This window comes from Variovorax sp. YR566 (assembly GCF_051992195.1).
GTDB lineage: Bacteria > Pseudomonadota > Gammaproteobacteria > Burkholderiales > Burkholderiaceae_C > Variovorax.
In genome coordinates, this window is sequence record NZ_CP197092.1 from 6,313,463 (window position 1) to 6,340,024 (window position 26,562).

The window sequence follows — 26,562 nt, forward strand, 5'->3', positions numbered from 1 at the left end:
GGTCTTACCCAGGCTGCCGGCAATATCAACATTTTTGGCAGTGGCGCTCCCTTCTGTGCCTGCGTGCCCGTATCTCTCTCTGCCTATCGCTCAGGAACCGCTCGGCCGAAGCGTCACCAGCCCGTTGAGCACCTGGTCCAAGCCGCCGATCACGGAGATCTTGTCGATCCGCTCGGCCACCCGTTCCAGCGTTTCGAGTTCCTTCATTCGCAACGCGACGGGGTTGCCCTCCATCACCTTGGCGGTGTTCAGCAGCGAGCGCGTGGCCGCGGTTTCCTCACGGCGACGGATCACGTTGGCCTGGGCCGACTTCTCGGCCTCCACCACCTGGGCGAGGATGGTCTTCATCTCGCCGGGCAGGATGATGTCCTTCACGCCCACGCTCTCCAGCGCAATGCCAGTACCTTCCAGCCGCTCACGCACCTGCGCCAGCACCGTCTGGTCGATGGCCGCCTTGTTCTCCAGCAATGCGTCGAGCGTCTGCTCGCCGACGGCTGCACGCAGCCCGAACTGCAGCTCGCGGTACACATGCTCGGCAGGCTTCGGCATCTGCGCCATCGCCTGCCGCACATCGGTGAAGCGCCACACTGCCGACATGTTCAAGCGCAGGCCCACCTTGTCGCGGGTCAGGATTTCCTGGCCGCTCACTTCGGCAATCTGCGCACGCAGGTCCACACAGGACACGGCCACTTGACGGTTGAAGCGCCAGAAACCGTGGTTACCCGGCGGCAGCAACTCCTGCATCTGGCCCTGCAGCGTCAACACGCCGACATGGAACTCGGGCACCTGGACCAGCAACACACCGTCGAGGCCAGCCACCGCACGCGGACGCAGGGCCACGCTCTGCAGCTTCGAAACCAGCTCAGCCGGCAGACGCGCATCGTCGGCCACGTCGATCACGTCGACGCGCTGCTCACGCAGACCGCGCCAGTACAGCTTGCGCGTGGCAGGCGGCAGGATCTGCACCAGCACGCCGTCTTCCAGGCGCAGGCCGACTTCGGCCTCACCAAGCGACACGTGCACAAACTCACGCTCGACCAGTTCGGGCTCGCGCGCCAGGAAGTAATCGGCCAGCTCGTGCTCGAACGCCGGCTGGGCGAGCGCGAAGCGCTCCAGTTCGATGCGGTCGAAACGCGAGAACACCCAGTGCTTGCCCGCGCCGAGCAGTTGCTCGAAATCGCCATTGCGCAGCAGCAGCGCGCGTTCGTTCTTCTTGATCGTGATTCGGTTGAAACCCAGCATTTTTTCTACTCCCACTCGTTGTTCAGTTCGGTTATTCGTTTCGTTCAGTCACTCAATCCAGGCCCTCGAAAGGGCAGGCGGCGGGCACTGCGGTAGCCAAGGCCTGACGTGCAGCGGTCGCGCGGTTCGGTAGGTGCCTCCCGTCGTCGCATGTGCAACGCCGTCACTTCCCTCGCCGTCGATGGCTGCACGCAGTTCCTTGCCACACACGCGGTGCGCAAGCCGCCTGCGCTTGGCACGGTGTCGCGTGCCGGGGCGGAGGGGCTTTCGCCCCCATCAGATGGCGGTGCAAGCACCGCCGGGTTTTTCGCGGGAATCGAACCCGCAACGCCATGTGGTCAACACGGTGCTCAACCATGAGCAGAACTGGAACAAGCCCAGTTGCCAGCCAGTTCAGCTGCGGCATACGGCAAACCCAAGGACAGACCTGGCTTGCTGCACCGGGCCGCTTTCATGCGGCACCTGCGAGCGGTTGAACTGCATCCTGACGGGTGATCTATCGCAGCCAGCGTGCCAGCTTGGCACCGTTGCGGGCCGGCGTTGAACAAGTCGTTGATATGAAAGGAGAAATTCTTTTCTCAGCGTCATTGCTCGCGATATCAAGCCAGATAGAATTCACATTCATTTATAAATTCAGCTAGCTTTATATCTATGAAGCCAATCGTCGTCATCGGCATCCTCGGCACCCAGCTCGATGCCGGCCAAGGCGCGCGCCGCTGGAACAAGTGGCGTCCCACCGTCTCGCTCGCCCAGCACGAGGACATGGTCGTCTCGCGCATGGAGCTGCTCTACACGCTGCGGCACAAGGCGCTGGCGGAAGTGGTGAAGGCCGACATCGCCACCGTGTCTCCCGAGACCACCGTCAACCTCGTGCCGCTCGACCTTGCGGACCCGTGGGATTTCGGCGAGGTCTACACGCGCCTGTACGACTGGGCGCGCAGCTACAGCTTCGACACCGAGCGCGAGCAGTACTGGACGCACATCACCACCGGCACGCACGTTGCACAGATCTGCATGTTCCTGCTGTCGGAATCGCGCGTGGTGCCCGGCGTGCTGGCGCAGACTTCGCCGCCCAGGAAGCAGCGCGAAGGCGAGGCCGGCAAGTGCACGCTGATCGACCTCGACCTGTCGCGCTACGACGTGATCGCGCGGCGCTTCGATGCGGAGCAGCGCGATGCGGTCGCGTTCCTGAAGAGCGGCATCGCCACGCGCAACGCGCGCTTCAATGCGCTGATCGACGAAATCGAACGCGTAGCCGTGCGATCGCGCGCGCCGATCCTGCTGATCGGGCCGACGGGCGCTGGCAAGTCGTTCCTGGCGCGGCGCATGTTCGAGCTGAAGCAGGCGCGGCACCAGATGACGGGGCCATTCGTGGAAGTGAACTGCGCGACGCTGCGAGGGGACGGGGCGGCGTCCACGCTGTTCGGGCACAAGAAGGGCTCCTTCACCGGAGCGGCAAGTGATCGTGCGGGCCTGCTGCGCACTGCGCACCAGGGCGCCCTCTTCCTCGACGAGATCGGCGAGCTCGGGCTCGACGAGCAAGCCATGCTGTTGAAGGCGATCGAGGAGAAGCGCTTCTTCCCGGTGGGCGCCGACAAGGAAGTGGAGAGCGATTTCCAGCTCATCGCCGGCACCAACCGCGACCTGCGCAGCGACGTAGCCGAAGGCCGATTCCGCGAGGACCTGTTCGCACGGATCAACCTCTGGACCTACGACCTGCCGGGCCTCGCGCAGCGCCCCGAGGACATCGAGCCCAACGTCGATCACCTGCTGGCCATTCACGCAACGGAGAACCATCGCGTGGTGCGCTTCAACGCCGAGGCACGCGCTGCCTACCTGCGCTTTGCACAGAGCGGCGAGGCGATCTGGAGCGGCAACTTCCGCGACCTGTCGGCGAGCGTGACGCGGCTGGCGACACTGGCCGATGGCGGGCGCATTCCAGTGGCACTGGTAGAGGCGGAGATTGCGCGGCTGCGGTGGCTGTGGAAGCACCAGGGGCCGTCGGCAGCCGCGGGCGGCGACGTCGATCTCGATGCGCTGCTCGGCGAAGAGCGCGCAGCAGCGCTCGACCTGTTCGACCGCCTGCAGCTCGAAGCGGTGGTGCGCGTCTGCCGGCAATCGCGCAGCCTGTCCGATGCGGGCCGCCAGCTCTTCCAGGCCTCGCGCGCGCAACGCAGCGTGGTGAACGATGCGGACAGGCTGCGCAAGTACCTCGTCAAGCACGGGCTCGACTGGGGCCAGACCGCCAACGCCTGAGCTATCCTCCGCCGCGATGGCCATCTCCGCATTCGCCGTGAAAGTCCCCGCTGCCGAGGCTCTTGTCGGGGACCTGCGCCGCCGCTACGACGCGACTGTCGCACTCGGCGTGCCGGCACACATCACGGTGCTCGTGCCTTTCATGGACCCTGCCCTGATCACACCCGAAGTGCTGGAGCGTGCGCAGCAGGTTCTGAACAAGACGCCGTCGTTCGACTTTTCCCTGGCCAAGGTCGAGCGCTTCCCCGAAACCGCCTACCTCGCACCGGAGCCGGCCGCGCCCTTCATCGAAATGACGATGGCGCTCGTGGAAGCCTTCCCCGATTTCCCGCCGTACGGCGGCGAGCACCAAGGCGTCATTCCGCATCTGACGGTGGCGCACGGCAACACGCTCGACGCGGATGCGGCAGCCGCCGAACTGCAGATTCGCCTCCTCGCATCTGGCGCCGTGCATGCGACGTGCGCCGAAGTCACGCTGATAGAAAACTCGTCCGGGCGCTGGCAAGACATGCATGTCTTCCAGCTGCCCCAAGCCTCCACCCGATTCATGCGCAACGTCCTCTTCATCTGCAGCCGCAACCAGTGGCGCAGCCCGACCGCGGAACAACTCTGGCGCCGGCACCCGCTGATTTCCGCACGCTCCGCCGGCACGAGCCCGAACGCGCGGCACAAGGTGTCCGTCGACGACATCGAATGGGCCGACGTGATCCTCGTGATGGAAGAAAAACACAAGTCACGCCTGGTGGCCGAGTTCACGCGGATGCTGGAAGGCAAGCCGATCCATGTGCTCGACATTCCCGATGAATACAAATACATGGACCCCGAGCTGATAGAAGAACTCCAGCGCTCGGTCGGGTCCATCCTCGAAATCGATTGAACCCATGTCAGAAATCTACATAAGCACAGACGTCGAATCCGACGGCCCCATCCCGGGCCCGAACTCGATGCTCAGCTTCGGCTCGGCCGCCTATACGGCCGACAAGCAACTCGTCTCCACCTTCAGCGCCAATCTGCTCACCCTACCCGGCGCCGAGGCCGACCCCAAGACCGCCGCCTGGTGGAAGACCCAGCCCGAGGCCTGGGCCGCATGCCGCACCGATCTGCAGGACCCAGCCCACGCGATGAAGAACTACGTGAGCTGGCTCAAGGGCCTGCCCGCGCGGCCGGTGTTCGTCGCCTACCCGGCGGGCTTCGACTTTCTTTTTGTCTACTGGTACCTGATGCGCTTTGCGGGCGAGAGTCCGTTCAGCCACTCGGCGCTCGACGTCAAGTCGTTCGCCATGGCGATGCTCAAGCTCGACTACCGCGACAGCACCAAGCGCGCCATGCCGCGCCGCTGGTTCGACAAGCTGCCGCACACGCACGTCGCGCTGGACGACGCCATCGAGCAAGGTGCCCTCTTCTGCAACATGCTCGCGGAGAACCGCGCGGCCACCGCAGGCAGCAAGCAGACATGACGAACAGCGCTGTCCGCCGGTGGTGCAAGAAGCTGGCGCTGTGCGCGCTGCCGCTCATGCTGACGGGCTGCGTGCAGTCGATGTTCTATTACCCCGACAGCGTGGCCTATGAAACGCCTGACGTTCTGGGCTTGCGCTACGAGAGCGTGCAGTTCACCAGCGCAGACGGCACGCGCCTGAGCGGCTGGTTCCTGCCCGCGGAGAACCGCCGGAACCCGAAGGAAGCCAAGGGCACGGTGGTGCACTTCCATGGCAACGCGCAGAACATGAGCACGCACTGGCGCTTCGCGGCCTGGCTGCCGAAGCAGGACTACAACGTGTTCGTGTTCGACTACCGCGGCTACGGCCAGTCCGAAGGCAAGCCGGAGCCCAAGGGCGTGTTCGAGGATTCCAACGCCGCGCTGAACTACGTGCGCTCGCGCAGCGATGTCGATGCGCAGCGGCTGTTCGTCTTCGGGCAGAGCCTGGGCGGCACCAATGCCATTGCGGTGGTCGGTGCGGGTAACCGGGCGGGCGTGAGGGCGGCGGCCATCGAGTCGACTTTCTATTCCTACTCATCGATTGCCAACGACAAGCTGTGGGGTGCGGGCATGCTGGTGAGCGACGAGTACGCGGCGTCGAAGTACGTGGCGGCCGTGTCGCCCATTCCGCTGCTGCTGATCCATGGCACGGCCGACCAGGTGATTTCGCCCACGCATTCGAGGCGCCTGCTGGCCGATGCGCGCGAGCCCAAGCGGCTGATCGAAGTGCCGGGCGCCAGTCACCTCGAACCGATGACGGCCCTGCGGTACGGCGCCGCCTATCGCAAGGCGCTGACCGCGTTCTTCGAATCCGCGCAGCATCCGCTGCAGCAATGACGACAGCCATGAAGCATTTCGACGAAGCCGCCACCCGCGCACCGCTGAGCTTCGAGCGGCTGGTGCCCGCGCTGCACGCGGCCTTCGCGGCCGGGGCCCAGGTTCCGCCGCGCCACGTGCACGCCATCGAGACCGCGGGAAGCGACGGCAGCAGCAAAGGCACCGTGCTCATCATGCCGGCGTGGAGCGACGCGGGTTTCCTTGGCATCAAGACCATCAACATCTTTCCCGGCAACGGCGCGCGCGGCCTGCCCGGGCTGCATGCGACCTATGTGCTGTACGACGCGCACACCGGCGTGCCGCTGGCGATGATGGACGGCAACGAGATCACCGCGCGCCGCACGGCCGCGGCGTCAGCACTCGGGGCCTCGTTTCTGGCGCGGCAGGACGCGCATCGGCTGCTGGTGCTGGGCACCGGCCGCATCGCTTGCATGCTGCCGGCCGCGCACGCGAGCGTGCGGCCCATAGACGAACTGTGGGTGTGGAACCACCGGGCCGAAGGCGCCGAAGCTTTGGCCGCGCAGTGGCGCGCCGAGGGCTGGAACGCGCGGGCAACCACCGACCTGGAAGCAGGCGTGCGCCAGGCCGACATCGTGAGCTGCGCCACGCTGGCCACCGCGCCGCTGGTGCGCGGCGAATGGCTGGCGCCGGGCTCGCACCTGGACCTGATCGGCAGCTTCACACCCGCGATGCGCGAGGCCGACGTGCAGTGCTTTGCAGGCGCGCAAACCTTCGTGGACACGGAAGAGGCGCTGCAGAAATCCGGCGATCTGCTCGACGCGATGGCCGCCGGCACGCTGCGCGCTGAAGAGGTCCGGGGTACGCTGGCCACGCTGTGCCGCGCAGAGCATCCGGGCCGCTCGGCCGCCGGAGAACGCACCGTGTTCAAGGCCGTCGGCAGTGCCCTGGAAGACCTGACTGCCGCCACCCTCGTGTGGCAATCGAGAGACATGACCTAAGCCTTATGGCCTAGTTTCTGACCGCCAAAGCCCCTTGGGGGCGGGTTTTTCCTACATCTGGATACGTCGTGTGGCCAATAGCGCACATGCTGCATCGCGGATATCGTGGTCCTCACACCATCGACTGGGGGGACCACGTCATGCTCAGCACCGACCACAAAGCCAACATCCTCCACAAGGCCGGATACGCCGTGCCGGCCAAGCCGGGAAGTGCCGACAGCATCTACCAGACGGCCCAGTGCTGGGAGAAAGCGATCGACACGCTCTACGTGTCGTACTCCGCCAGCCGGGCCGCCAAGAGCCTGCGGGATGCGGAGGAAGCGCGCATGCTGGCCTTGCTGCAATTGCGCTCGACCAAGGCCTACGCCTGAGCGTTCACGCTGCCTGCTGGCGGTCGCGCAGGTAGGCAAGGATCAACCTGACAAGTTCGCTTCTGAGCGCGGGCAAGCCCAGGTCGCCACGATGCGCCGCCGCGTGGACGACCCCTTCGACGGCGGATGAGAGCACGCGGGCGGCCGTCTCGTCGTCACCAGCGGCACCGTTCGCGCTCGCGCTCGCGGCGATCAGCGCCCGATAGCGTCGCTGGTATTCCGCCTCGAACTCCGCATAGCTCGACCGCGCCACGAGCGGCACCTCGTCGAGCAGAACCCGGTGCAGCGCCTCGTCGACCGAATGGGCGGCAATGACACCGTCGGCAAACCGCGCCGCCCGCTGGTCGAGCGGGATGGCCTCGTTGTCGTCCCCGGCGCCGGACAGCGCCACGAGCACCTCGTCGAGATGACGCTGGCGGATCGCTTCGGCAATCGCCAGCTTGTTCGGAAAGTACTGGTAGAGCGAGCCGACGCTCACGCCCGCGACGGCCGCAATCTCGTTGGTTGTGAACCGCGCCCATCCGCGGCGCGCCAGAACGCGAGTTGCGGCTTCGACGATCACGTCCACCGTGACGCGCGAACGCTGCTGGCGCGGCGCTTTGCGCATGGTCCTGCGCGGCGGGGGAATGCGAGTACCCAAGTTCGAGGCTCCACTCAAGAATAGGACCGCACGCTGGCGGCCATCCGATGAAACGCGAGGCGTGCATTTCATGGTTCAAAGGGAGATTGTGATGAGTACGCAGACGCTTCTGACTTCGCTGTTCCAGTACAAGGCCTGGGCCGACGAGGGGCTGCTCGCGGGTTTGGCCGACCTGGCCAGGCAAGGCCCGCCCGACGAATACCGCATGGCGCTTCGCGTCTTCAATCACGCCTGCATCGTCGACCGCATCTTCGTCGCGAATGTCCAGCGCATGACGCATGCCTACACCGCGACGGGTGCGCAAGAGCCGCCGCTGCTGCAAGCGTTGGCCGAGTCAGTGAAGGAAACCGATCGCTGGTATATCGACTACGTCGCGCGCCTGAACCCTCAGGAGTTCGAGGAAAGCATCGAGTTCACGTTCACCGACGGAGCCCCGGGGCGGATGTCGCGCGAGGAGATGCTGGCCCACGTAGCGACCCATGCGGGCTATCACCGGGGCGAAGTCGGCCGCATCCTGACCCGGCTCACGGGCTCGTCGCCGCCCGACACCTTCACCGGCTATCTGCATCAGGCCGAGCCCGCGCGCCGCGCGCGGAGCAGTGCGTAGCGGCGGCGGCGCTTTCGGAGCTTGCTTACTTGCCCTGTGCCGACTGCAGCACGGGGTTCTGCATGGTCGAGATGACCCGGCTGTTGACGCGCGAGCCGCCGGTCACGTTCTGGTCGGGCGCCGCGGCGGTGGCCATGGCTTCCTGATAGACCTGAGCCGGGTCGCGGCTGGACGTGAACGGATCGGCGCCACGCGAGCCGCGCGTCACGTTCTGGTTGGGCGCGCTGGCGGTTTCGACGGCTTGCTTGTACACGGCTTCGGGATCGGCCACGGACTTGAACGGATCGGCACCGCGCGAGCCGCGCGTGACGTTCTGGTCCGGCGCATGAGCGGCGGCAATGGCTTCGGCTTCGACAGCTTCGCGAGTGCGTTGCTGGGCATTGGCGGAAGCGACTGCAAGCACGGTGAGCGCAGCAGCGAGGGCGAGTTGGGTGGTCTTCATGATTCGGCCTTTTCTATAAGTTGTCTGTCTGTCCGGATGAGGTTGGCCCGGAGATGCGGGAAAACCCTGAGCGAGACTATTCAGGCGAAAAGGCAGGTCAATGACGACCCTGTGGCGCGGCACAGCTCTTTGGCACGCCCTGCAATCTTTGCGAACTTCTGTTAACTGCATCAGCACCTTCCCTCAACCAGGCGTGCGCGCGACGCTCATCTGAGGCCGGTGCAGCGGAGTCACAGCCGGCTGCTACCCGCTGGGCACTCCCCCTTCGAATAATGCGGCGACGGCAGGCGCCCCGGCGCCAAGCCGCATTCCAACCTCATTCGAAGGAGACAAGAAATGGCTCGCAAGATCCTGATGCTCTGCGGCGACTACGCCGAAGACTACGAAACCATGGTGCCCTTCCAGACGCTGCTCGCCGTGGGCCACACGGTGCACGCCGTGGCGCCGGACAAGAAGGCCGGCGACTGGATTCACACCGCCATCCACGACTTCGAGGGCGCCCAGACCTACAGCGAGAAACCGGGCCACCGCTTCACGCTGAACGCCAACTTCGCCGAAGTTCGCCCCGAGGCTTACGACGCGCTCGTCATTCCCGGCGGCCGCGCGCCCGAGTACCTGCGCATGCACAGCCGCGTGGTCGAGATCGCGCGGCACTTCCTGGCCACCGACAAGCCGCTGGCGGCGGTGTGCCACGGCGCGCAGTTGCTCGCGGCCACGGGCCTGCTGAAGGGCCGAAAGGTGTCGGCCTACCCGGCCTGCCAGGTCGAGGTGGAACTGGCGGGCGCCGAGTACATGGGCATTCCGGTCGACCAGGCCGTGACCGACCGCAACCTGGTCACCGCGCCTGCATGGCCGGCGCACCCGGCGTGGCTCTCGCAGTTCCTGGTTGTGCTGGGCACGCGCATCGAGCACTGAGCCGCCGGCTCGCTTCGGCAGATGGGCGGCGCTACAGTGCGTGCGTCGCCCAACCACCCCACGCCCCTCAAGGAGACGGCCCATGTGCGAAGTCTTCATCAGTGCAGACCCACAGAGCTACGACGCGCGCACGCGCTCGGTGCGGCTGCACGGCGTCGTCACCAGCATCCGGCTCGAGAACCTGTTCTGGCAGGTGCTCGAAGAAATTGCGCAACGCGACGGCATGGTCGTGGTGCAGCTCATCGAGCGGCTCTACGACGAGCTGGTGGCTGCGCGCGGCGAGGTCGGTAACTTCGCGTCGTTCCTGCGGGTGAGCGCCTTGCGCTACGAAGCGCTGCTGGCGCAGGGACGCATTCCGGCCGACAACACGGTGGCGATCCGCTCGCTCGATGCGAAGGCCGTGCTGCACGAACTGCCGCAGGGCTGGGGCAGGCCCCTGCCCGAACAACGGCCTGCTGCGGATGTGCAGACGCCGGCCCGCGTGCGCACGCTGCACGTGGCGGCGCGGCGGCACGCGTAGGCCGCCCCCTGCCTCGTCAGTCCAGCGAAACGTTCGCCTTGCGGATCACGTCGGTGAACCGCTTCGTCTCGCTCGCCACGAACTCGTCGAACTGCGGCCGCGTGGTCGGGAACGGCTCGTAGCCGAAGCTCTTGAACTTCTCCAGCACGTCGGGTTCGGCAAGCCCCTTCTCGATGTCGCGCTTGATCTTCTCGGTGACCGATGCAGGCAGGCCCTTGGGCACCGCGATCGCATTCCAGCCGATGACCTCGAAGCCCTTCGGACCACCTGACTCGGACACCGTCGGCACGTCGGGGAAGGCGGCCACGCGTTGCGGCGCGGCAGCCGCCAGGAAGCGCAGCTTGTTCGCGCGCTGCAGCGGGCCGGCGGTGGCGCTGCTGCCCAAAGCAAATGCCAGCTCACCGGTTGCCACGGACGTGTACAGCTGCGTGGTCTCCTTGTAGATCACGTGTTCCATCTGCGTGCCGGTGGCCGACTCGAAGAGCTCGGAGCCCAGGTGCACCGGGTTGCCGACCGACCACGAACCGTAGTCGAGCTTGCCGGGGTTGGCCTTGGCGTCGGCGATCAGGTCGCCCACGGTCTTGTACTTGCTGTTGGTGGCAACGGTGAAGAAGAAGTAGGTCTTGAACAGCGGCAGCAGCGCGTCGAAGTCCTTGGCCGAGTCGTAGGGCAGCCTCTTGAACAGCGCGGGGTACGCGGCCAGGTGCACGTTGTCGAGCACGATGATGTCGTGGCCGTCCTTGGCGCCGCGCTTGAAGGCGTCGATGGCGATGAAGCCGTTGCCACCCGGGCGGTTCTCGACCACCACCGGCTGACCCCAGGCGCGCGAGAGCTTGTCGGCCACTAGGCGCGCCACGCCGTCGGGGCCGCCGCCCACGGGAAACGGCGTGATGATGCGCACGGGCTTGCTGGGAAAGGCCTGCTGCGCCGGTGCCGTTGCGGGCAACAGGGCTGCGGTTGCCAGCGCAAGCGCGGCCAGGCCGGCGCTGCGGCGCGTTGTCTTCGACGTGTGGTTCTTCATCCTCTGATCCATTTCTCTCTGTCCTCTTGGGTTAAAAAAATGCCATCGGGCCGCTATGCCTGCGGCTTCCGATGGCCTTGTCTTCTTGCTTCTCTGGTTGTCTTTTTGTCGTCGTGTGTTCGTGGCGCGGTCAGACGCGTTCGAGAATCACCGCGATGCCCTGCCCCACGCCGATGCACATCGTGCACAGCGCGTAGCGGCCGCCGCCCTTGTGCAGCTGGTTGACTGCGGTGGTGGCCAGGCGAGCACCGCTGGCGCCCAGCGGATGGCCCAGCGCAATGGCGCCGCCGTTGATGTTGACGCGGGCGTCGTCGTCCTTCAGGCCCAGCAGGCGCAGCACGGCAAGGCCTTGCGCGGCAAAGGCTTCGTTCAGTTCGATGACGTCGATCTGGTCGATGGTGAGGCCGGTGAGCGCCAACACCTTCTGCGTGGCGGGCGCGGGGCCGATGCCCATCACGCGCGGCGCGACGCCGGCGGTGGCCATGCCGACCACGCGGGCGCGCGGCGTGAGGCCGTGTTTCGCGGCACTGGCTTCATCAGCCAGCAGCAGCGCGCAGGCACCGTCGTTCACGCCGCTGGCATTGCCGGCCGTCACGGTGCCGTCGGGGCGCACAACGCCCTTGAGCTTGGCGAGCGATTCCAGGCTGGTCTCACGCGGATGCTCGTCCTTGTTGACGATGATCGCGTCGCCCTTCTTCTGCGGCACGCTCACGGGCACGATCTCGGCGTCGAAAAAGCCTGACTTCTGCGAGGCCACGGCGCGCAGCTGCGAGTTCAGCGCCATCAGGTCTTGTGCTTCGCGCTCGATCTTGTAGTCGGTGGCCACGTTCTCGGCCGTCTCGGGCATGGAGTCGACGCCGTACTGCGCCTTCATGAGCTTGTTGACGAAGCGCCAGCCGATGGTGGTGTCGTACACGGCGTTGTTGCGGCTGAAGGCGCTCTCGGCCTTGGGCATGACGAAGGGGGCGCGGCTCATGCTTTCAACGCCGCCGGCGATCATCAAACCGGCTTCGCCTGCGCGGATGGCGCGCGCTGCGGTACCCACGGCGTCAAGGCCCGAGCCGCACAGCCGGTTGATGGTGCCGCCGCCGATTTCGAGCGGCAGGCCCGCCAGCAGCGCCGACATGCGCGCGACGTTGCGGTTGTCTTCGCCAGCCTGGTTGGCGCAGCCATAGAGCACGTCGCTCACGGCCTGCCAGTCGACGTTCTTGTTGCGTTCCATCAGCGCCTTGAGCGGCACGGCGCCCAGGTCGTCGGTGCGCACGCTGCTGAGCGAACCGCCGTAGCGGCCGAAGGGAGTGCGAACGGCGTCGCAGATGAAGGCTTGATTGGTCATGGAAGCTGTCTCTCTTTGATTGCTTGAAAAAGGATCAGGCTGCGATCGGAAGTCCGACGAGCTTTTCGAGTTCTTCGCGGCTGAGGCCGTCGACGAGGTCGACCAGCTTCAGGCCTTGCGGCGTGCATTCGAGCGTGGCGAGGTCGGAGTACACACGCTTGACGCAGGCAATGCCGGTCAGCGGATAGGTGCATTCCTTCACCAGCTTGCTCACGCCCTGCTTGGTCAGCAGATCCATCATGACCCACGTCTGCTTGGCGCCGATGGCGAGGTCCATCGCGCCGCCGACTGCGGGAATGGCGTCTTTCTCGCCGGTGTGCCAGTTGGCGAGGTCACCGGTGGCAGACACCTGGAACGCGCCGAGCACGCAGATGTCGAGATGGCCGCCGCGCATCATCGCGAAGCTGTCGGAGTGGTGGAAGAACGAGCCGCCCGGCAGCAGCGTGACGGGCTGCTTGCCGGCGTTGATGAGGTCGTAGTCTTCTTCGCCGGCCTCGGGCGCGGGGCCCATGCCGAGGATGCCGTTTTCGCTCTGCAGGATGACCTCGCGGCCCTTGGGCAGGTGGTTGGCCACCAGCGTGGGCTGGCCGATGCCGAGGTTGACGACGGCGCCGTCGAAGATGTCCTGCGCCACGCGGGCGGCCAATTGGTCCTTGGTGCGACGTTGGTAAGTCATGAGAATTAGATTCCTCCGCGCTTTCGCGCTACGGTTTTCGCTTTGGGGCGGCCCGGCAGCTCAAGCTGCCTTCTTGAAGCCGCCGGCCTGGGTGGCGACGCGTTCGATGCGCACCACCTGGTGCACGAAGATGCCCGGGGTGACGATGGTTTCGGGGTCGAGGGTGCCGAGTTCTGCGATGTCGTGCACGGTGGCCACCGTCTTCTTCGAGGCCATGGCCATCACCGGGCCGAAGTTGCGTGCGGCCTTGCGGTAGACCAGGTTGCCCCAGCGGTCGCCGCGCTCGGCCTTGATGAGCGCCACGTCGCCGTGGATGGGGTACTCGAGCACGTACTGCTTGCCGTCGATCTCGCGGGTCTCGCGGTTGCCGGCCAGTTGCGTGCCGTAGCCGGTCGGGCAGAAGAAGGCGCCGATGCCGGCGCCCGCGGCGCGAATGCGCTCGGCGAGGTTGCCCTGGGGCACGAGTTCTAGCTCGAGCTTGCCGCTGCGGTAGAGCCCGTCGAACACCTGGCTGTCGGCCTGGCGCGGGAAGCTGCAGATGATCTTGCGAACGCGGCCGGCCTTCAGCAGCGCCGCGAGGCCGGTCTCTCCGTTGCCCGCGTTGTTGTTGACGACGGTGAGGTCCTTGGCGCCCTGTTCGACGAGGCCCTCGATGAGTTCGTTGGGAATGCCGGCGGTGCCGAAGCCGCCGATGAGAACCGTGGCGCCGTCTGGGATGCCTGCCAGGGCATCGGCGACCGAGCGCGCGATCTTGTTGATCATGAAGCCTGTCTCCGGGAGTGAAGAAAAGAAAGCGAGGAAGCGAACCGCCTGAACACGCCGACCGATTCTGCGAACCGCCGATTTGTTCGTCTAAAGAACATTTGTTCGTATAATGAATTTTAGAGAGGATCGCGCACCATGGCAACCCACCCCACACAACCCGATACACCCGCACCCGGCGACAGCTACGTGCAGTCTTTTGCGCGGGGGCTGCAGGTGATCCGCTCGTTCAGCGCCAATGCGCCGCACCAGACGCTCAGCGAGGTGGCCGCCGGCAGCGGGCTGACGCGCGCGGGGGCACGCCGCATCCTGCTCACGCTGCAGACGCTGGGCTATGTGGTGACCGACGGCAAGCTCTTCACGCTCACGCCGCGCATCCTCGACCTTGGGTTTGCGTACCTCTCGTCCATGCCGATCTGGAACCGCGCCGAGCCGGTGATGGAAGCGCTGGTGCAGCAGGTGCAGGAGTCGTGCTCGGCCGCCGTGCTCGACGCGACCGACATCGTCTACGTGCTGCGAGTGCCGACGAAGAAGATCATGCACATCAACCTGGGTGTGGGCTCTCGCCTGCCGGCCTACTGCACATCGCTCGGCCGGCTGCTGCTGGCGGACCTCGATGACGACGAGGCGCGCGCGCGACTCGAAGCCTCGAACATCGAGGCGCTGACGAAGCACACGGTGACCGACATCGATGCGCTCATGGCCAAGGTGGCGCAGGCACGCAAGCAGCAGTGGTGCCTGGTGAACCAGGAACTCGAGGAAGGCCTGATCTCGGTGGCCGCACCTATCGTCGATCGGCAAGGGCGCATGGTGGCCGCACTCAACATCAGCGGACAAGCGAACCGCACCAGCGCGAAGGCAATGCAGGAGACGATGCTGCCCGCGCTGCGCGAAGCGGCGGAGCGGATCTCGCGCATGCTCTGACCCGAATGGGTATTCATGGACACGTCACACCGGCTTTTTAGATTGCGCTTCGCACTAAAAACCATGGGAGGGTCCATTCATGTCCATTCGCTTCGCCTCGTCCAACTTGCCGCGTCACCTGATGCTGGCAGTCGTTTCCTCTGCTGTTCTCGCCGCGTGCGGCGGCAGTGACGGCGGCAGTGTTGCCTTTCCCCCGGTAGCGGCAACACCCGCTCCGCCTCCCGCGCCAGCACCTGCTCCCCAGCCGCCACAAGACGACTCGGCAGGATTGCCCCACAAGCTGACCGGCTGGGCCTCCCTGGCCGATACGTTCCGCTGGCCCGGCCCGACCACCGGCCAGTTCATCACCGCCGCGCTCGGCGTGACGCCACCCTTCCTCAACGGCCAGCCGCTGCCGGGCTTCTCGGCACTGCTGAAGAACGATGACGGCACCTGGACCGCCATGCCCGACAACGGCTACGGCAGCAAGGGCAACTCCGGCGACTTCGTGGTCGGCTTCTACAACGTCAACATCGACTTCCGCACCGCGGCCAACGGCACGACGGTGCCCGGCACCATCAAGGTGAACAGCCACGTCAATTTCAACGACGCCAACGGCTTCCTGAAGGACGGCAAGGGCGTCGACCTGAAGATCACCGCCGACTACGCCAACTACCAGACGGTGTCCGGCAACAATCTGGTCGACAGCGGCAAGCCGGTGGACGCGCGCATCGTCAGCGGCCGGCTGCTGACAGGCTTCGACCTCGACGTCGAGTCGATCGCCCGCGCCAAGGACGGCACTTGGTTCGTCGGCGAGGAGTTCGGCCCCTACATCCTGCACTTCGACAAGAACGGCACGCTGATGGGCGACCCGGTGCCGCATCCGTTCCTGCGCAGCCCGTCCAACCCGCTGGTGATGAACGACGGCGCCACCGCGACCTCGCTCTCGAGCCGGGGCTTCGAGAGCCTGGCCTTCAACGGCGACGGCAGCCGCCTCTACGCGGTGCCCGAAGCAGCGCCCTCGCTGGCCTCGTTGAGGCCGGTGGCAGACGACGAGCGCTACCTGAACTTCTTCGAGTTCGACCCCACCTCGATGCTCTACACCGGCAAGAACCCGGTCTACAAGAAGGACGGTCCCGCCAAAGACAACCAGATCGTGATCGGCGACATGACCAACGTGGGCGGCAACAAGTTCGTGCTGATCGAGCGCGACAGCCTGTACGGCTCGAAGGCAGTGGTCAAGCGCCTGTACATGGTCGACCTCGACGTGAAGGATGCCAACGGTGTGCTGAAGAAGACGCTGCTGGTCGACCTGCTGAACATCTCCGACCCGACGGACATCGGCGGTCCGCTGGCCAGCGTGGTGGCCGGCAAGTTCAGCATGCCCTTCGATTCGGTCGAGAGCGTCGAGGTGGTGGACGACAACACCCTGGCCGTTGCGATCGACACCAACTTCCCGACGGAAGACGGTCGCGTTCCCGGCAAGCCGGACGACACGGAAGTCATCACGATCCGCTTCGACCAAGCGCGGTTCAAGCGCGTCGCGTCGAAGACGTAAGGAGAGCCCGGGGCTCCCTCGGTCAGCCCTCCGAGTGGATACCCTTCATGATGATCACGCCGCCCAGGCGCGTGGTGTCGGCGCGCATGCGCTTGGCCAGCGTGTCAGGTGAGCCGGGCTGTGCCTGCCAGCCGGTCTTCAGCAGCGCCTCGCTCACGTCGGGAGAGCTGATCACTTCGACCAGCGCTGCATTGAGCTTGGCGACGGCCGCGGGCTTCATGCCGGCGGGCGCGGCCAGCGCGGTCCAGATTTCGAGGTCGGCGCCGCGCACGTCCGCATCGCGAATCGTGGGCAGTTCGCTGGCCAGCGGGCTGCGCTCGGGCGAGGTCACGCCAATGGCCTTGATCTTTCCCGACTTGATGTGCGGCAACGCGAGGCCGGGCGGCAGCAGCGCCAGCTGGATCTCGTTGGCCAGCAGGCCCGCAATGACCTGCGGGTTGCCGGTGTAGGGCTTGTGCTGCGCGGTGATGGCTGCGCGGCTCTTGATGAGCTCCATGCCCAGGTGGCCCACGGTGCCCACGCCCGGCGTACCGTACTTGCCGCTGCTGCCGAGGTTGCGCACCCACAGCAGTTGGTCGGCCGCGGTCTTGCCCGTGGCGCTGCCCGAGACAGCCAGCACCAGCGGCGCGGTGCCGATGAGGCCGACGGGCGCAAAGTCTTTCTCGGGGTCGAAAGGCAGCGCCGGATTGAGCAGCTTGGCGATGGTGAGGTTGCCGTTGATCAGCGCGCCGATGGTGTGATCGTCGGTGGCCTTGGCCACCAGGTCGGCCACGGTGTTGCCGCTGGCGCCGGGCTTGTTCTCGACGACCACCGGCTGGCGCAGGATCTTCGACAGCGGTTCGGCAATGGCGCGAGTCGCGAGGTCGGGCGATGCGCCGGCGGGAAAGCCCACGAGGATGTGGACGGGCTTGGTCGGCCAGGCGTCGGCACCGGCTGCCGGGCGTTGTTGGGCCCAGGAGCCCGGTGCGAACAACGAAGTGGCAACGGCTGCAGCGCCGCCTTCGAGCAAGCGGCGTTTGGTGATCGTCAAGGGAGGCTCCAGAGCGATGAAAAGAAGCGGTGAAATGTCACCACTTTGTTTCAAACGTTACAGGATCATGCTCTGCTGCGCAAGTCAGAAGGAGGTTTGCACAGGGCCTTTATCGCGTCGGACGCGACAGCACTTCACCTTCGCGACGAAGCCCCCAGCAACCGCCTCTGCGTCGGAAAAAGCGACCAGCCCCAGTGCTGCTGCGCATAGCCCCACAGCCCCTGCTTGAAGAACAGCGTGACGAGGATCGCCAGCATGCCCAGGCCCAGCAGGTACCAGGTGCCGTAGTCGCTCAGGAACTTGTTGAGCGCCCAGAAGATGAGCGCGCCCACCAGCGGCCCCTCGATGCGGCCGATGCCGCCGATGACCACCATGAAGATGGCGAAAGCCGTCCAGTTGACGCTGAAGGCCGCATCGGGGCTTATGCGCAAATTGCCCACGAAGTACAGCGCCCCCGCGAGCCCCGCGCCGAAAGCCGCGACCACATACACCGCGAGCTTCATGCGCGCCACCGGAATGCCTTGCGACTCGGCCGCCACTTCGTTGTCGCGTATCGCCAGCAACGCCAGGCCGCGCTTGCTGCGCAGGAACAGGTATACCAGCGCGATGGCCGCGACCACGCAGGCCAGCGCCATCCAGTAGGTGGTGCTTTCGCGCGTGGCCTTCTCGATGCCGCGCAGCGCAGTGAGCGTAGTGCCCGAGCCGCCGCCCACCGCCGACACGTTGGCAAAGCTCAGGCGGAACACCTCCGCGATGACCCATGTGCCGATCGCGAAGTAGCCACCCGACAGACGAAACGCGACGAATGACACGGGTATGGCGATGAGACCCGCAGCCAGCGCGCCCAGCGGTATCGCAATGAACGGATTGATGCCCGCGAAGTTGCCGAGCATCAGCATCACGTAGCCGCCGAAGCCGAAGAAGGCCTGCTGCCCGATGCTCACCATTCCGCCGTATCCGGCAAGCAGGTTCCACATCATTGCGAAGATGAAGTAGCAGGCGATCTCGACGAACTCGCGCATCCAGCTCGACTCGCCCCACCACGGGAGGCTGGCGGCAACGAGCACGAGGGCGATGCCGACGAAGAGTGCGACGCGGCTCGCGGCGGTGGCACGCTCGACGGCGATGAGGGGTGGGGGCATGCTCGTCATTCGGTTCATCCACGCGTTTTCGGAAAGAGCCCCTGCGGCCGCAGCACCAGCACGACGAGGAACACGATGTGCCCGAACCAGATGCCCCAGCCCGGATCGAGCCTGAAGCCGATCTGCTGCGTGATGCCGAGAATCATCGCGCCGGCCAGCGTGCCCCAGAAGGAGCCCATGCCGCCGATGATCACGGCCTCGAACGCGAAGAGCAGCAGCAGCGGCCCGTCGGAAGGCGAGACGGTTGTTCGCATGCCCTGCAGCGCGCCCGCGATGGCGATCAGTACGAAGGCGATGGCAGTGGCAAGCGCGTAGACCTTCTTCGCGTTCAGCCCCATGAGTTCGGCGATCTCGCGGTCGTCGGACACGGCGCGAAACGACCGGCCCAGCGCCGTGCGCGCAAAGAGCCACTGCAGAGCGCCCGTCGCAACGACCGCGATGGCCAGCACGATGAGCGGCAGCACGCCGAGCGACATCGCATCGCCCAGCGCAATGCCCTGCGTGTTGAGCCCGCCGGTCTCGATGGCACGCGGATCGGCCGAGAACAGTTCGAGCAGCAGGTTCTGAATGACGATCGACAGGCCGAAAGTGACGACCAGCGAAGGCAGCGGGTCCTTGCCGAGCGTGCCGTTGAGCACGTAGCGCTGCAGCGCGTAGCCGAAACCGAAGGCCACCGGCAGCACCGCGAGCGCCACGAGCCAGGGCATGGCATCGCCCGTCAGCGACACGCCTGCGATGACCGCGAACGCGCCGAGGATGATGAAGTCACCCTGCGCCGTATTGGTGAGCCGCATCACGCCGAACATCAGCGACTGGCCCAGCGCGAACAGCGTGTAGAGGCCGCCGAGCAGCACGCCTTGAACGAGGGTTTCAAGCATGGGCGGCCTCGATGCCGAAGTAGGCCTGCGAGATCTGTTCGCGCGTGAGGTCGGCGGAATTTCCTTCGAGCGACACGCGACCTTCCTGGAAGCAGTAGATGCGCTGAGAGACCTGCCGCGCCATGGTCACGTCCTGCTCGACGATGACGACGGTCATGCCCTCGCCGGTGATCGTGGGCATGGCGGCATAGATCTCTCGGATGACGATGGGCGCGAGGCCGAGCGACAACTCGTCGCACAGCAGCAGCTCGGGGTTGCTCATGAGCGCGCGGCCGAGCGCGACCATCTGCTGCTGGCCGCCCGACAGCGACGTGCCCGGCTGGTGCCGCTTCTCGGCGAGTATGGGAAACAGCTCGTACAGGCGCTGAAGATTCCACGGGCCCTTGCGCGCGGCGGTGGCGCCCATGAGCAGGTTCTCCTCGACGCTGAGGCTGGGAAACAAGCGGCGGCCTTCGGGAACCATGGCGAGGCCGCGGCGCACGATGTCGCCGGGAGGCATCCCGCCGATGGGCTCACCCTTGAAGCTGATCGCTTCGCGAGGCGCGCGCACCAGGCCCGTAAGGCTCTTGAGGAAGGTCGACTTGCCCGCGCCGTTGGCACCGATGATGGCGACGAGCTCGCCCCGGGCCAGCGAGAAGTCGATGCCGAACAGGGCCTGGGCGTCGCCGTAGAAAGCCTTGAGGGCGTGGGTGGAAAGCAGCGCGCTCATGCCTCCATCCCCATGTACACGCGCCGCACCTCCGGGTCGTTCATCACCGCGCGCGGCTCGCCTTCCGCCAGCTTCTGCCCGAAGTTGATGACGAACAAGCGGTCCGCCAGCGACAGCAGCGCATGCACCACGTGCTCGATCCAGATCATCGTCACGCCCCGTGCCTTGATGCGCTTGAGCTCCCCGACCAGCACCGCGGCCTCTGGCTCCGTCAGCCCACCCGCGATCTCGTCGAGCAGCAGCAACTGCGGCCGCGTTGCCAGCGCGCGCGCCAGTTCCAGCCGCTTGCGATCGAGCAGGGTCAGCCCACCCGCAGGCTTGTTCGCGTGCGGCATCAGCCCCGTCTGCTCCAGCACCTCGTGCGCCGTCTGCCACGCCTCGCGCTCGGTCTGCTGCCCGCCGAAGCAGGCGGCCGTGACGAGGTTCTCGAACACGCTCATGTTGCCGAAGGGCTGCGGCACCTGGTAGCTGCGCCCGATGCCCGCATGACAGCGCTGGTGCGGCCGCAGCCGCGTCACGTCGCGGCCCGCGTACTCGACGCGCCCCGCATCGACGCGCACGTCGCCCGAGATCAGGTTGAACAGCGTGGTCTTCCCCGCGCCGTTCGGCCCGAGGATGCCCAGCGTCTCGCCCTCGGTCACCGACAGCGTGATGTCGTCCGTGACCTTGAGCGCCCCGTAGGACTTGCTCACGGCATGCAGTGCCAGCAGCGTCATGACGGTCAGAGCAGCCGCAGCTTGCCGCCGGCAGGAATGTTCGTCGCCGCCTCGTTGTTCACGATGGTCAGCTCCACCTTGTACTTCTGGCCCTTGCCCCATTGGCCGAGCACCAGCGGTGTCTTGCTGACGTTCTTGAACGGCCCCTGGCCGCCCCACTTCACCGGGCCGACTACCGAGTTGATCGAGGTCGATGCCACGGCGTCGCGCACGTCCGAAGCCTTCAGCGACTTGGCACGCCCGAGTGCATTCGCTGCCACTTCGAACAACGCATGCGCAAAGCCGATGGGCTGCGTCCACTGCTTCTTCGCACCGGCTTCATAGGCATCGGCCAGCGCCTTGGTGCTTTGCTGCGTGAGGCTCGACGTGAACGGATGCGATGGGCTCCACCACACCTCGGTCGACAGGCCATCGCCCAGGTCGCCCAACGCCTCGATCGCGCCGGGGAACAGCAGTGCCTTGCCGAGCGTGATGATCTTCGGCTTGAAGCCCTGCTGCCGCGCCTGCGTGAGAAAGGTCTTGGCGTCGGGCGGAATCACCACGCCGGTGACGATCTCGACGCCCTCTTTCTTGAAGGCCGCGATCTGCGCGCTGAAGTCCTGCGTGCCGTTCTGGAAGCGCCCAGGGTCGGTGAGCGTGAAGCCCATCTGCGCGAGCGGCTTCGGGAAGCCCAGCTCCTTGTCGCCCCAGGCGTTGCCGTCGCCGTCGTTCGGGAACAGGCCGCCCACCTTCTTGTTGGTGGCGAGCGTCTTCCAGCCGTTGGTGAAGTTGGCGATGACGTCTTCGAGGCCCCAGAACATGTGATACGTCCAGTTGAAGCCCTTCGCCGGGTCGCCCTTGCGGCCGAAGAACCAGGGCTGCCACGGCACCACGCTGGAGATGCAGGGCACCTCGTTGAGTTCGCACGCATCGCTCACGGGGTTGGCGGTTTCGGGCGTGCCGGCGGTGAGCACCAGCGCGACCTTGTCTTTCAGGATCAGGTCGTTCGCCACCTCGCCCGCGCGGTTGGGGTTCGACTGGCTGTCCTTCAGCACGATCTGCACCGCGTATTTCTTGCCGCCGACACTGATGCCGTCCTTGAAGGCGGTCTTCATCTGGTCGATGACCCATTTGTCTGCCTCGCCGAAGGGCGCGAGCGGACCGGTCTGAGGCGACACGTAGCCGATCTTCAGCGTGTCGGCCGCGAAAACCAGTGGCGTTGCGCCCGAGGCCATCAGCGCGGCCGCGGCCTGCGTGAACTGTCTGCGATTGAATGTCATGGTTGTCTCCGTCTCTTGTGTTTTTTGTGCCGCCCGATCAGGGGTCAGCGCGCGAAGTGCGGCGGTATCTGCGCGTCGACGTTCACCCACACGCTCTTGACCTGCGTGTATTCGCGCATCGCATCGAACCCCATCTCGCGGCCGTAGCCGCTCTGGCCGACGCCGCCGAAGGGCGAGCCGGGGTTCACGCGCTTGTAGCTGTTGATCCAGACCATGCCGGCGTGCAGGTCGCGCGCGACCTTGTGGGCGCGCTGCAGGTTGTTGGTCCACAGGCCGCTGCCGAGGCCGTAGTCGGTGCCGTTGGCGATCTGCATCGCCTCTTCGTCGTTCTTGAAGGTGAGCACGGTGACGAACGGGCCGAACACCTCTTCCTGCGCGACGCGGTCCTTGTACGACCTGGCGCGCATCACGGTGGGCTCGACGTAGCAGCCCTTCGCAAGATCGCCGCCTGGCGACTTGCCGCCCGCGAGCAGTTCGCCGCCCTCGCCCAGCGCCACTTCCACATAGCTCAGCACGCGCTCGCGATGCTGCGCGCTGGTGAGCGGGCCCATCTCCGTCGCCTCGTCGAGCGGGTTGCCGAGGCGGATCGACTTCGCAAGCGGAATGAACTGCTCGAGGAAGGCATCGGCGACCTTCTCGTGCAGCATCAGCCGCGAGCCCGCAATGCAGGCCTGCCCCTGGTTGTGGAAGATGGCCCACGCGCTCCCGTTGACTGCAGCCTGCAGGTTCGCGTCTTCGAAGACGATGTTCGGCCCCTTGCCGCCGAGTTCGAGCTGCACCTTCTTCAGGTTGCCCGCGCTGGCCTGCACGATGCGCCGGCCCGTGGCGGTGCTGCCGGTGAACGCGATCTTGGCGATCTCCGGGTGCTCGGCGATGTACTGGCCCGCCACGCTGCCAAGCCCCGGCAGCATGTTGACCACACCTGGCGGCAGGCCGGCCTCGGCCATCAGCTCGGCGATGCGCAGGGACGACAGCGGCGTGATTTCAGCCGGCTTCATCACGATGCAGTTGCCGGCCGCGAGCGCGGGCGCCATCTTCCAGCTGGTGAACATCAGCGGAAAGTTCCACGGCACCACTTGGCCGACAATGCCGACGGGCTCGCGCAGCGTGTAGTTGAGAAAGCCCTCTTCGACCGGAATGGTCTCGCCCTGGAACTTGTCGGCCATGCCACCGAAGTAGCGGAAGCACGCTGCCGTGCGCGGCACGTCGAGCCGGCGCGAATCGCGGATCGGGTGGCCGGTGTCGAGCGATTCGAGGCGCGCGAGTTCTTCGCCGTTGGCTTCGATGAGGTCGGCGAGCTTCAGCAGGATGCGGCCACGGTCGGCGGCAGCCATGCGGCTCCATTTCGGGAAGGCGCGCTTCGCAGCAGCGACGGCCTTGTCGACGTCGGCCTTGCCGGCCAGCGCGACCTGGGCGATGGGCGTGTTGTCGTGCGGGTTCAGCGTGGCGAGGGTCTCGCCGGATTCGGCATCGATGAAGCGGCCGTCGATGAAGAGCTGGTGGCGGATGGAAAGAGCAGGCATGAGTTTCCTCTCCCTCCCCGCTTGGGGAGAGTTGGATGGAAGGGCGTCGGGAGGGAGAGAAAAACCGGTCAGAACTCGACCGGAATCTCCGGGCTCTCTCCCTTCTGGATTTCGTACACAAGGCTTGGCGAACCGTTCTCCCACACCAGCAGCATCGAGCGCTTGGGGCTGAAGCCCTGGTGGCGGCAGTAGGCGGGCATGGCTGCCATGTCGCCGGCCTTCATGATCACGCGGGCCATGGGCCTGCCGGTGTTCTTGTCGCCGCAGTCCCAGTGGATTTCGTCGGTCATCTGGAAGAACCACTCGACACGATCGTTGCCGTGGATGATCGGCAGGATGTGCTCCTCGGTCGTCGGGCACATGTAGCTGTGCTTCACCACCGAGGTGAAGCTCGGGTTCCAGGTGACCTGCGAGCGGCTCAGGAAGCCGAAGAGATTGAAGGCGTGCACGTCGTTCTCGAAGCCGGGCTCGGGGTGCAGCTCGGGCTGGCCCTGCGGCACGTCGGCAAAGGCGCGGTTCACCGGAGCGCCGCGTTCGTCGCTGCGCAGGTCGAGGTCTCCCTTCAGGCCCACGCAGCGCTTGGCAAGTTCACGCGCCCTCGTGATCTTGGCGGTGTTGTTGCCGTTCTTGCGGCCGTAGGGCGAGCCGGTTTCCTGCGGCGCGGCGAAGGGGTCGAAGCTCTCGTTGGTCCAGTCGTCGAGCATGGCCTCGAAGGTGGCGCGGATCTGCGCGGTCGGGAAGTTCTCGAGCAGGTCGATGCCCGCGTCCTTCATGGTGCCGTTGAAGCTGCCGGCGTACAGGTCGACCGACTCGTAGTGGTTGACGGTGCCGAACACGTCGTCGAAGTTGACCCAGCCGTAGAAGAAGCCCCAGGCCACGTCGCGCATCAGTGCGCGCAGGTAGCTGCCGGCGTCCATGGTGTGGCTCATGGGGCGGCCGTCGCGGGTCTTCCAGCCGATGTGCACGAAGTATTCGTCGCGGCGGAAGCTGAAGCTGCCGAGCGAAAAGTCCTTGTAGCCGAGCGTGGCGTCGGGCTGCGACGCGATCACCTTGGCGAGTTCTGCGGGTGCGTTCATGGTGTGTGGCTCCTGGATTCGGGTGCGGTCAATGCACTCAGTGCGATTGGCAGATGTCGGCCCACTTCTCGACCGAGAGGTCGCCCTTGCAGCTTTGCAGGACGATCACGCCCGGCTCGCCGACGCTGCGGAACTGGTAGGCGGTGTTCTTCGGCAACAGGCCCTGGTGGCCGCGCGAGAGCTTCATCCAGCCCATCTTCTTGCCCTTGGGCTCGCCCTTGACGAGCACGGCGCCGTTCTTTTCCTTGTCGGCCACTGTCTGGCCGTCGTCGAGCTGCACGAGGTGCACTTCGACGTCGCCGTCCATCACGAGCGCGAATTCGTCGTGCGCGCAGGTGTACCAGGGCGAGGTGCCTTCGGCGCGCAGCGTCTCCAGTACGTAGATCTGGTTCTGGCCGAACACGACCTTCTCGTAGGGTTTGCTGATGCTCGCGATCTCGAAGCAGTTGGAGAACGCGTAGTGGCGAACGTCGTCGTCGATGGGCTCGACATGACCCTTCTCGAAGTGCTTGAGTGAACCGAAGCGGGTCTTGTAGGCGGTCGCAGTGGTGGCTGTCATGGCTTGTCTCCTGTTGTCTCCAGTGATGGGTGAACTCTAGGAGTCAAGCGGCGGCACCGGTAGGGACCAGTTTGGAAGAGGATTATTCGGAGCTTCCGAACAATCGCAGGGGTTTACCCCCGTTCGGACGCTATCCGCTGGAGCGGCTGAACTCGATGAGCTCGGCAGGAATAAGGCCTCGCTCGATCAGCGTGGCGTCCCACGGCGGCACGCGCGTGAAGCGGGTGGCGATGTGCTCGATGAAGAGGCGCAGCTTCAGCGCATTGCGCGAGGTGCCCGCATAAACCGCGCTCAGCGAGAACGACGACAGCTGGTGCTCGGCCAGCACCACGCGCAGCTCGCCGCGCGCAATGGCATCGCCCGCCACCAGCGTGGGCAGGCAGACGATGCCCGCATGCTCCAGTGCATATTCGCGCAGCAGGTGCACGCTGTTGGTCAGCAGCGCGGCGTTCAGGTAGATGGTGGTCTGCTCGCCCTCGTGGTGAAAGGTCCATCGGTCGCGCGTGGGGTAGCCCGAGTAGAGGCCCAGCTTGTGCCGGTGCAGGTCGCGCGGCGCGGCGGGCGTGCCGTGCGCTTCGAGGTACGCCGGCGTGGCGCACAGCACTCGCCGCACCGGAAAGAGCGGCCGCGACACCAGCTCCTGCGAGGCCGCTGGAAAGATCTGCAGCGCGCAGTCGACGCCGGCCTTCACGGGGTCGGCCACCGCGTCGCTCACGATCAGCTCGAGGTGGATGTCAGGGTAGGTCGTCTGGAACTCGCGCAGCAGCGTGGCGAAACGGCCCAGCACCATGCCGGTGAGTGCATGCACGCGCAGGATGCCCGAGGGCGTGCCGCGCGCATCGCGCATCTGGTCGACGATGTCGTTGGCGCGCCCCACCAGCTCGGTGCAGTCGCGCAGGAAGGCCTGGCCCATGTCGCTGAGCCTCACCACGCGCGTGCTGCGATGGAACAGCGGGGCGCCCAGGAACTCTTCGAGTTGCTTGACCCGCGTAGTGACGACTGAATTGGCCACGCGCAGCTGCCGCGCCGCTTCCGCAAAGCTCTGGGTCTGCGCGACGCGAACGAAAGTTTCAATGCTTTGGAGGCGGTCCACGGCGGCACTGTACTGCGGGGCCGGTCGGCGCGGGGCGCCACGGGACGTTGCGGGC

28 protein-coding genes are annotated in these 26,562 nt (G+C 66.0%); 11 read left to right on the forward strand and 17 right to left on the reverse strand.

Annotated elements, in window-relative coordinates:
• Window positions 1–90: 90 nt before the first annotated feature.
• Window positions 91–1,242 carry a slipin family protein gene (locus tag ACTG4X_RS29575; RefSeq protein ID WP_440532619.1) on the reverse strand — a complete coding sequence of 384 codons (1,152 nt, stop codon included), beginning with the start codon at window positions 1,240–1,242 and terminating at the stop codon, window positions 91–93.
• A 651-nt stretch (window positions 1,243–1,893) separates the two neighbouring features.
• On the opposite strand from ACTG4X_RS29575, the gene rtcR reads away from it, so the two are divergent.
• From rtcR to ACTG4X_RS29605, 6 genes are all read left to right on the forward strand, one after another.
• Window positions 1,894–3,498, forward strand: a complete 1,605-nt coding sequence (gene rtcR / locus ACTG4X_RS29580) for an RNA repair transcriptional activator RtcR (protein ID WP_440532620.1) — start codon at window positions 1,894–1,896, stop codon at window positions 3,496–3,498.
• A gap of 16 nt (window positions 3,499–3,514) precedes the next feature.
• Window positions 3,515–4,375, forward strand: coding sequence for a 2'-5' RNA ligase family protein (locus ACTG4X_RS29585; RefSeq protein ID WP_440532621.1), 861 nt, complete (start codon window positions 3,515–3,517; stop codon window positions 4,373–4,375).
• A 4-nt stretch (window positions 4,376–4,379) separates the two neighbouring features.
• Complete coding sequence (locus tag ACTG4X_RS29590) at window positions 4,380–4,955, forward strand: exonuclease (RefSeq protein ID WP_307617038.1); 576 nt, start codon at window positions 4,380–4,382, stop codon at window positions 4,953–4,955.
• Complete coding sequence (locus ACTG4X_RS29595; RefSeq protein ID WP_093079626.1) at window positions 4,952–5,812, forward strand: alpha/beta hydrolase; 861 nt, start codon at window positions 4,952–4,954, stop codon at window positions 5,810–5,812. Before ACTG4X_RS29590 ends, ACTG4X_RS29595 begins: the two co-directional genes overlap by 4 nt.
• An 8-nt stretch (window positions 5,813–5,820) precedes the next feature.
• The gene (locus tag ACTG4X_RS29600; RefSeq protein ID WP_440532622.1) at window positions 5,821–6,771 is read left to right on the forward strand and encodes an ornithine cyclodeaminase family protein; all 951 of its coding nucleotides are present in this window, start codon (window positions 5,821–5,823) and stop codon (window positions 6,769–6,771) included.
• Between the two features lie 140 nt (window positions 6,772–6,911).
• Window positions 6,912–7,142: a hypothetical protein gene (locus ACTG4X_RS29605; RefSeq protein WP_093057578.1), complete on the forward strand. Its 231-nt coding sequence runs from the start codon at window positions 6,912–6,914 to the stop codon at window positions 7,140–7,142.
• Window positions 7,143–7,146: 4 nt separating this feature from the next.
• Here the strand turns inward: ACTG4X_RS29605 and ACTG4X_RS29610 are convergent, their stop codons facing one another.
• Window positions 7,147–7,749, reverse strand: a complete 603-nt coding sequence (locus tag ACTG4X_RS29610) for a TetR/AcrR family transcriptional regulator (protein WP_097198039.1) — start codon at window positions 7,747–7,749, stop codon at window positions 7,147–7,149.
• A 124-nt stretch (window positions 7,750–7,873) separates the two neighbouring features.
• Here ACTG4X_RS29610 and ACTG4X_RS29615 point away from each other — a divergent pair, with 124 nt between their 5' ends.
• Window positions 7,874–8,389 carry a DinB family protein gene (locus tag ACTG4X_RS29615; RefSeq protein ID WP_440532623.1) on the forward strand — a complete coding sequence of 172 codons (516 nt, stop codon included), beginning with the start codon at window positions 7,874–7,876 and terminating at the stop codon, window positions 8,387–8,389.
• A 25-nt stretch (window positions 8,390–8,414) separates the two neighbouring features.
• On the opposite strand, the gene ACTG4X_RS29620 is transcribed toward ACTG4X_RS29615, so the two are convergent.
• Window positions 8,415–8,831, reverse strand: a complete 417-nt coding sequence (locus ACTG4X_RS29620; RefSeq protein WP_093057575.1) for a hypothetical protein — start codon at window positions 8,829–8,831, stop codon at window positions 8,415–8,417.
• A gap of 336 nt (window positions 8,832–9,167) precedes the next feature.
• Here ACTG4X_RS29620 and ACTG4X_RS29625 point away from each other — a divergent pair, with 336 nt between their 5' ends.
• Both ACTG4X_RS29625 and ACTG4X_RS29630 read left to right on the forward strand, forming a co-directional pair.
• A complete protein-coding gene (locus tag ACTG4X_RS29625; RefSeq protein WP_440532624.1) occupies window positions 9,168–9,746 on the forward strand; it encodes a DJ-1/PfpI family protein in 579 nt (192 codons plus the stop codon).
• An 82-nt stretch (window positions 9,747–9,828) separates the two neighbouring features.
• Entirely contained in the window at window positions 9,829–10,266 is a 438-nt protein-coding gene (locus ACTG4X_RS29630) for a ribbon-helix-helix domain-containing protein (protein ID WP_256329476.1), read from the forward strand.
• Between the two features lie 16 nt (window positions 10,267–10,282).
• Here ACTG4X_RS29630 and ACTG4X_RS29635 read toward each other — a convergent pair whose 3' ends face one another.
• The 4 genes from ACTG4X_RS29635 to ACTG4X_RS29650 all read right to left on the reverse strand — a co-directional run bounded on the left by ACTG4X_RS29635 (window position 10,283) and on the right by ACTG4X_RS29650 (window position 14,061).
• A complete protein-coding gene (locus ACTG4X_RS29635; protein WP_440532625.1) occupies window positions 10,283–11,287 on the reverse strand; it encodes a Bug family tripartite tricarboxylate transporter substrate binding protein in 1,005 nt (334 codons plus the stop codon).
• Between the two features lie 130 nt (window positions 11,288–11,417).
• Window positions 11,418–12,623, reverse strand: coding sequence for a 3-oxoadipyl-CoA thiolase (gene pcaF / locus ACTG4X_RS29640; RefSeq protein ID WP_093057572.1), 1,206 nt, complete (start codon window positions 12,621–12,623; stop codon window positions 11,418–11,420).
• Between the two features lie 34 nt (window positions 12,624–12,657).
• Window positions 12,658–13,299, reverse strand: a complete 642-nt coding sequence (locus ACTG4X_RS29645; protein WP_093057571.1) for a 3-oxoacid CoA-transferase subunit B — start codon at window positions 13,297–13,299, stop codon at window positions 12,658–12,660.
• A 60-nt stretch (window positions 13,300–13,359) separates the two neighbouring features.
• Window positions 13,360–14,061 (reverse strand): 3-oxoacid CoA-transferase subunit A, encoded by a 702-nt coding sequence (locus ACTG4X_RS29650; RefSeq protein WP_093177477.1) that lies wholly within the window; start codon window positions 14,059–14,061, stop codon window positions 13,360–13,362.
• Between the two features lie 138 nt (window positions 14,062–14,199).
• On the opposite strand from ACTG4X_RS29650, the gene ACTG4X_RS29655 reads away from it, so the two are divergent.
• Window positions 14,200–14,985, forward strand: a complete 786-nt coding sequence (locus ACTG4X_RS29655; protein WP_093057569.1) for an IclR family transcriptional regulator domain-containing protein — start codon at window positions 14,200–14,202, stop codon at window positions 14,983–14,985.
• A 79-nt stretch (window positions 14,986–15,064) separates the two neighbouring features.
• On the forward strand, window positions 15,065–16,522 hold the full coding sequence (locus ACTG4X_RS29660) for an esterase-like activity of phytase family protein (RefSeq protein ID WP_440532626.1): 1,458 nt from the start codon (window positions 15,065–15,067) through the stop codon (window positions 16,520–16,522).
• Window positions 16,523–16,544: 22 nt separating this feature from the next.
• Here ACTG4X_RS29660 and ACTG4X_RS29665 read toward each other — a convergent pair whose 3' ends face one another.
• From ACTG4X_RS29665 to ACTG4X_RS29710, 10 genes are all read right to left on the reverse strand, one after another.
• Complete coding sequence (locus ACTG4X_RS29665; protein WP_440532627.1) at window positions 16,545–17,552, reverse strand: Bug family tripartite tricarboxylate transporter substrate binding protein; 1,008 nt, start codon at window positions 17,550–17,552, stop codon at window positions 16,545–16,547.
• A gap of 134 nt (window positions 17,553–17,686) precedes the next feature.
• A complete protein-coding gene (locus ACTG4X_RS29670; protein ID WP_440532628.1) occupies window positions 17,687–18,694 on the reverse strand; it encodes a branched-chain amino acid ABC transporter permease in 1,008 nt (335 codons plus the stop codon).
• 14 nt (window positions 18,695–18,708) lie between these two features.
• A complete protein-coding gene (locus tag ACTG4X_RS29675) occupies window positions 18,709–19,572 on the reverse strand; it encodes a branched-chain amino acid ABC transporter permease (protein ID WP_440532629.1) in 864 nt (287 codons plus the stop codon).
• Window positions 19,565–20,281 carry an ABC transporter ATP-binding protein gene (locus ACTG4X_RS29680; RefSeq protein WP_440532630.1) on the reverse strand — a complete coding sequence of 239 codons (717 nt, stop codon included), beginning with the start codon at window positions 20,279–20,281 and terminating at the stop codon, window positions 19,565–19,567. The genes ACTG4X_RS29675 and ACTG4X_RS29680 overlap by 8 nt, the downstream gene beginning before the upstream one ends.
• Complete coding sequence (locus ACTG4X_RS29685) at window positions 20,278–20,997, reverse strand: ABC transporter ATP-binding protein (protein ID WP_354338000.1); 720 nt, start codon at window positions 20,995–20,997, stop codon at window positions 20,278–20,280. Before ACTG4X_RS29685 ends, ACTG4X_RS29680 begins: the two co-directional genes overlap by 4 nt.
• A 5-nt stretch (window positions 20,998–21,002) precedes the next feature.
• Window positions 21,003–22,256: an ABC transporter substrate-binding protein gene (locus ACTG4X_RS29690; RefSeq protein WP_440532631.1), complete on the reverse strand. Its 1,254-nt coding sequence runs from the start codon at window positions 22,254–22,256 to the stop codon at window positions 21,003–21,005.
• Between the two features lie 44 nt (window positions 22,257–22,300).
• Complete coding sequence (locus tag ACTG4X_RS29695) at window positions 22,301–23,764, reverse strand: aldehyde dehydrogenase family protein (protein WP_440534439.1); 1,464 nt, start codon at window positions 23,762–23,764, stop codon at window positions 22,301–22,303.
• Window positions 23,765–23,847: 83 nt separating this feature from the next.
• On the reverse strand, window positions 23,848–24,855 hold the full coding sequence (locus ACTG4X_RS29700) for a hydroxyquinol 1,2-dioxygenase (protein WP_093057561.1): 1,008 nt from the start codon (window positions 24,853–24,855) through the stop codon (window positions 23,848–23,850).
• Between the two features lie 37 nt (window positions 24,856–24,892).
• On the reverse strand, window positions 24,893–25,414 hold the full coding sequence (locus ACTG4X_RS29705) for a hydroxyquinol 1,2-dioxygenase (RefSeq protein WP_440532632.1): 522 nt from the start codon (window positions 25,412–25,414) through the stop codon (window positions 24,893–24,895).
• 130 nt (window positions 25,415–25,544) lie between these two features.
• Entirely contained in the window at window positions 25,545–26,507 is a 963-nt protein-coding gene (locus ACTG4X_RS29710) for a LysR family transcriptional regulator (protein ID WP_093057559.1), read from the reverse strand.
• Window positions 26,508–26,562 lie beyond the last annotated feature (55 nt).

What these genes read in the sequence shown, in the direction of transcription:
- ACTG4X_RS29575 (WP_440532619.1), bottom strand. Translation starts at nt 1,242, where the DNA reads ATGCTGGGTTTCAACCGAATCACGATCAAGAAGAACGAACGCGCGCTG.
- rtcR (WP_440532620.1), top strand. Translation starts at nt 1,894, where the DNA reads ATGAAGCCAATCGTCGTCATCGGCATCCTCGGCACCCAGCTCGATGCC.
- ACTG4X_RS29585 (WP_440532621.1), top strand. Translation starts at nt 3,515, where the DNA reads ATGGCCATCTCCGCATTCGCCGTGAAAGTCCCCGCTGCCGAGGCTCTT.
- ACTG4X_RS29590 (WP_307617038.1), top strand. Translation starts at nt 4,380, where the DNA reads ATGTCAGAAATCTACATAAGCACAGACGTCGAATCCGACGGCCCCATC.
- ACTG4X_RS29595 (WP_093079626.1), top strand. Translation starts at nt 4,952, where the DNA reads ATGACGAACAGCGCTGTCCGCCGGTGGTGCAAGAAGCTGGCGCTGTGC.
- ACTG4X_RS29600 (WP_440532622.1), top strand. Translation starts at nt 5,821, where the DNA reads ATGAAGCATTTCGACGAAGCCGCCACCCGCGCACCGCTGAGCTTCGAG.
- ACTG4X_RS29605 (WP_093057578.1), top strand. Translation starts at nt 6,912, where the DNA reads ATGCTCAGCACCGACCACAAAGCCAACATCCTCCACAAGGCCGGATAC.
- ACTG4X_RS29610 (WP_097198039.1), bottom strand. Translation starts at nt 7,749, where the DNA reads ATGCGCAAAGCGCCGCGCCAGCAGCGTTCGCGCGTCACGGTGGACGTG.
- ACTG4X_RS29615 (WP_440532623.1), top strand. Translation starts at nt 7,874, where the DNA reads ATGAGTACGCAGACGCTTCTGACTTCGCTGTTCCAGTACAAGGCCTGG.
- ACTG4X_RS29620 (WP_093057575.1), bottom strand. Translation starts at nt 8,831, where the DNA reads ATGAAGACCACCCAACTCGCCCTCGCTGCTGCGCTCACCGTGCTTGCA.
- ACTG4X_RS29625 (WP_440532624.1), top strand. Translation starts at nt 9,168, where the DNA reads ATGGCTCGCAAGATCCTGATGCTCTGCGGCGACTACGCCGAAGACTAC.
- ACTG4X_RS29630 (WP_256329476.1), top strand. Translation starts at nt 9,829, where the DNA reads ATGTGCGAAGTCTTCATCAGTGCAGACCCACAGAGCTACGACGCGCGC.
- ACTG4X_RS29635 (WP_440532625.1), bottom strand. Translation starts at nt 11,287, where the DNA reads ATGAAGAACCACACGTCGAAGACAACGCGCCGCAGCGCCGGCCTGGCC.
- pcaF (WP_093057572.1), bottom strand. Translation starts at nt 12,623, where the DNA reads ATGACCAATCAAGCCTTCATCTGCGACGCCGTTCGCACTCCCTTCGGC.
- ACTG4X_RS29645 (WP_093057571.1), bottom strand. Translation starts at nt 13,299, where the DNA reads ATGACTTACCAACGTCGCACCAAGGACCAATTGGCCGCCCGCGTGGCG.
- ACTG4X_RS29650 (WP_093177477.1), bottom strand. Translation starts at nt 14,061, where the DNA reads ATGATCAACAAGATCGCGCGCTCGGTCGCCGATGCCCTGGCAGGCATC.
- ACTG4X_RS29655 (WP_093057569.1), top strand. Translation starts at nt 14,200, where the DNA reads ATGGCAACCCACCCCACACAACCCGATACACCCGCACCCGGCGACAGC.
- ACTG4X_RS29660 (WP_440532626.1), top strand. Translation starts at nt 15,065, where the DNA reads ATGTCCATTCGCTTCGCCTCGTCCAACTTGCCGCGTCACCTGATGCTG.
- ACTG4X_RS29670 (WP_440532628.1), bottom strand. Translation starts at nt 18,694, where the DNA reads ATGCCCCCACCCCTCATCGCCGTCGAGCGTGCCACCGCCGCGAGCCGC.
- ACTG4X_RS29675 (WP_440532629.1), bottom strand. Translation starts at nt 19,572, where the DNA reads ATGCTTGAAACCCTCGTTCAAGGCGTGCTGCTCGGCGGCCTCTACACG.
- ACTG4X_RS29680 (WP_440532630.1), bottom strand. Translation starts at nt 20,281, where the DNA reads ATGAGCGCGCTGCTTTCCACCCACGCCCTCAAGGCTTTCTACGGCGAC.
- ACTG4X_RS29685 (WP_354338000.1), bottom strand. Translation starts at nt 20,997, where the DNA reads ATGACGCTGCTGGCACTGCATGCCGTGAGCAAGTCCTACGGGGCGCTC.
- ACTG4X_RS29690 (WP_440532631.1), bottom strand. Translation starts at nt 22,256, where the DNA reads ATGACATTCAATCGCAGACAGTTCACGCAGGCCGCGGCCGCGCTGATG.
- ACTG4X_RS29700 (WP_093057561.1), bottom strand. Translation starts at nt 24,855, where the DNA reads ATGAACGCACCCGCAGAACTCGCCAAGGTGATCGCGTCGCAGCCCGAC.
- ACTG4X_RS29705 (WP_440532632.1), bottom strand. Translation starts at nt 25,414, where the DNA reads ATGACAGCCACCACTGCGACCGCCTACAAGACCCGCTTCGGTTCACTC.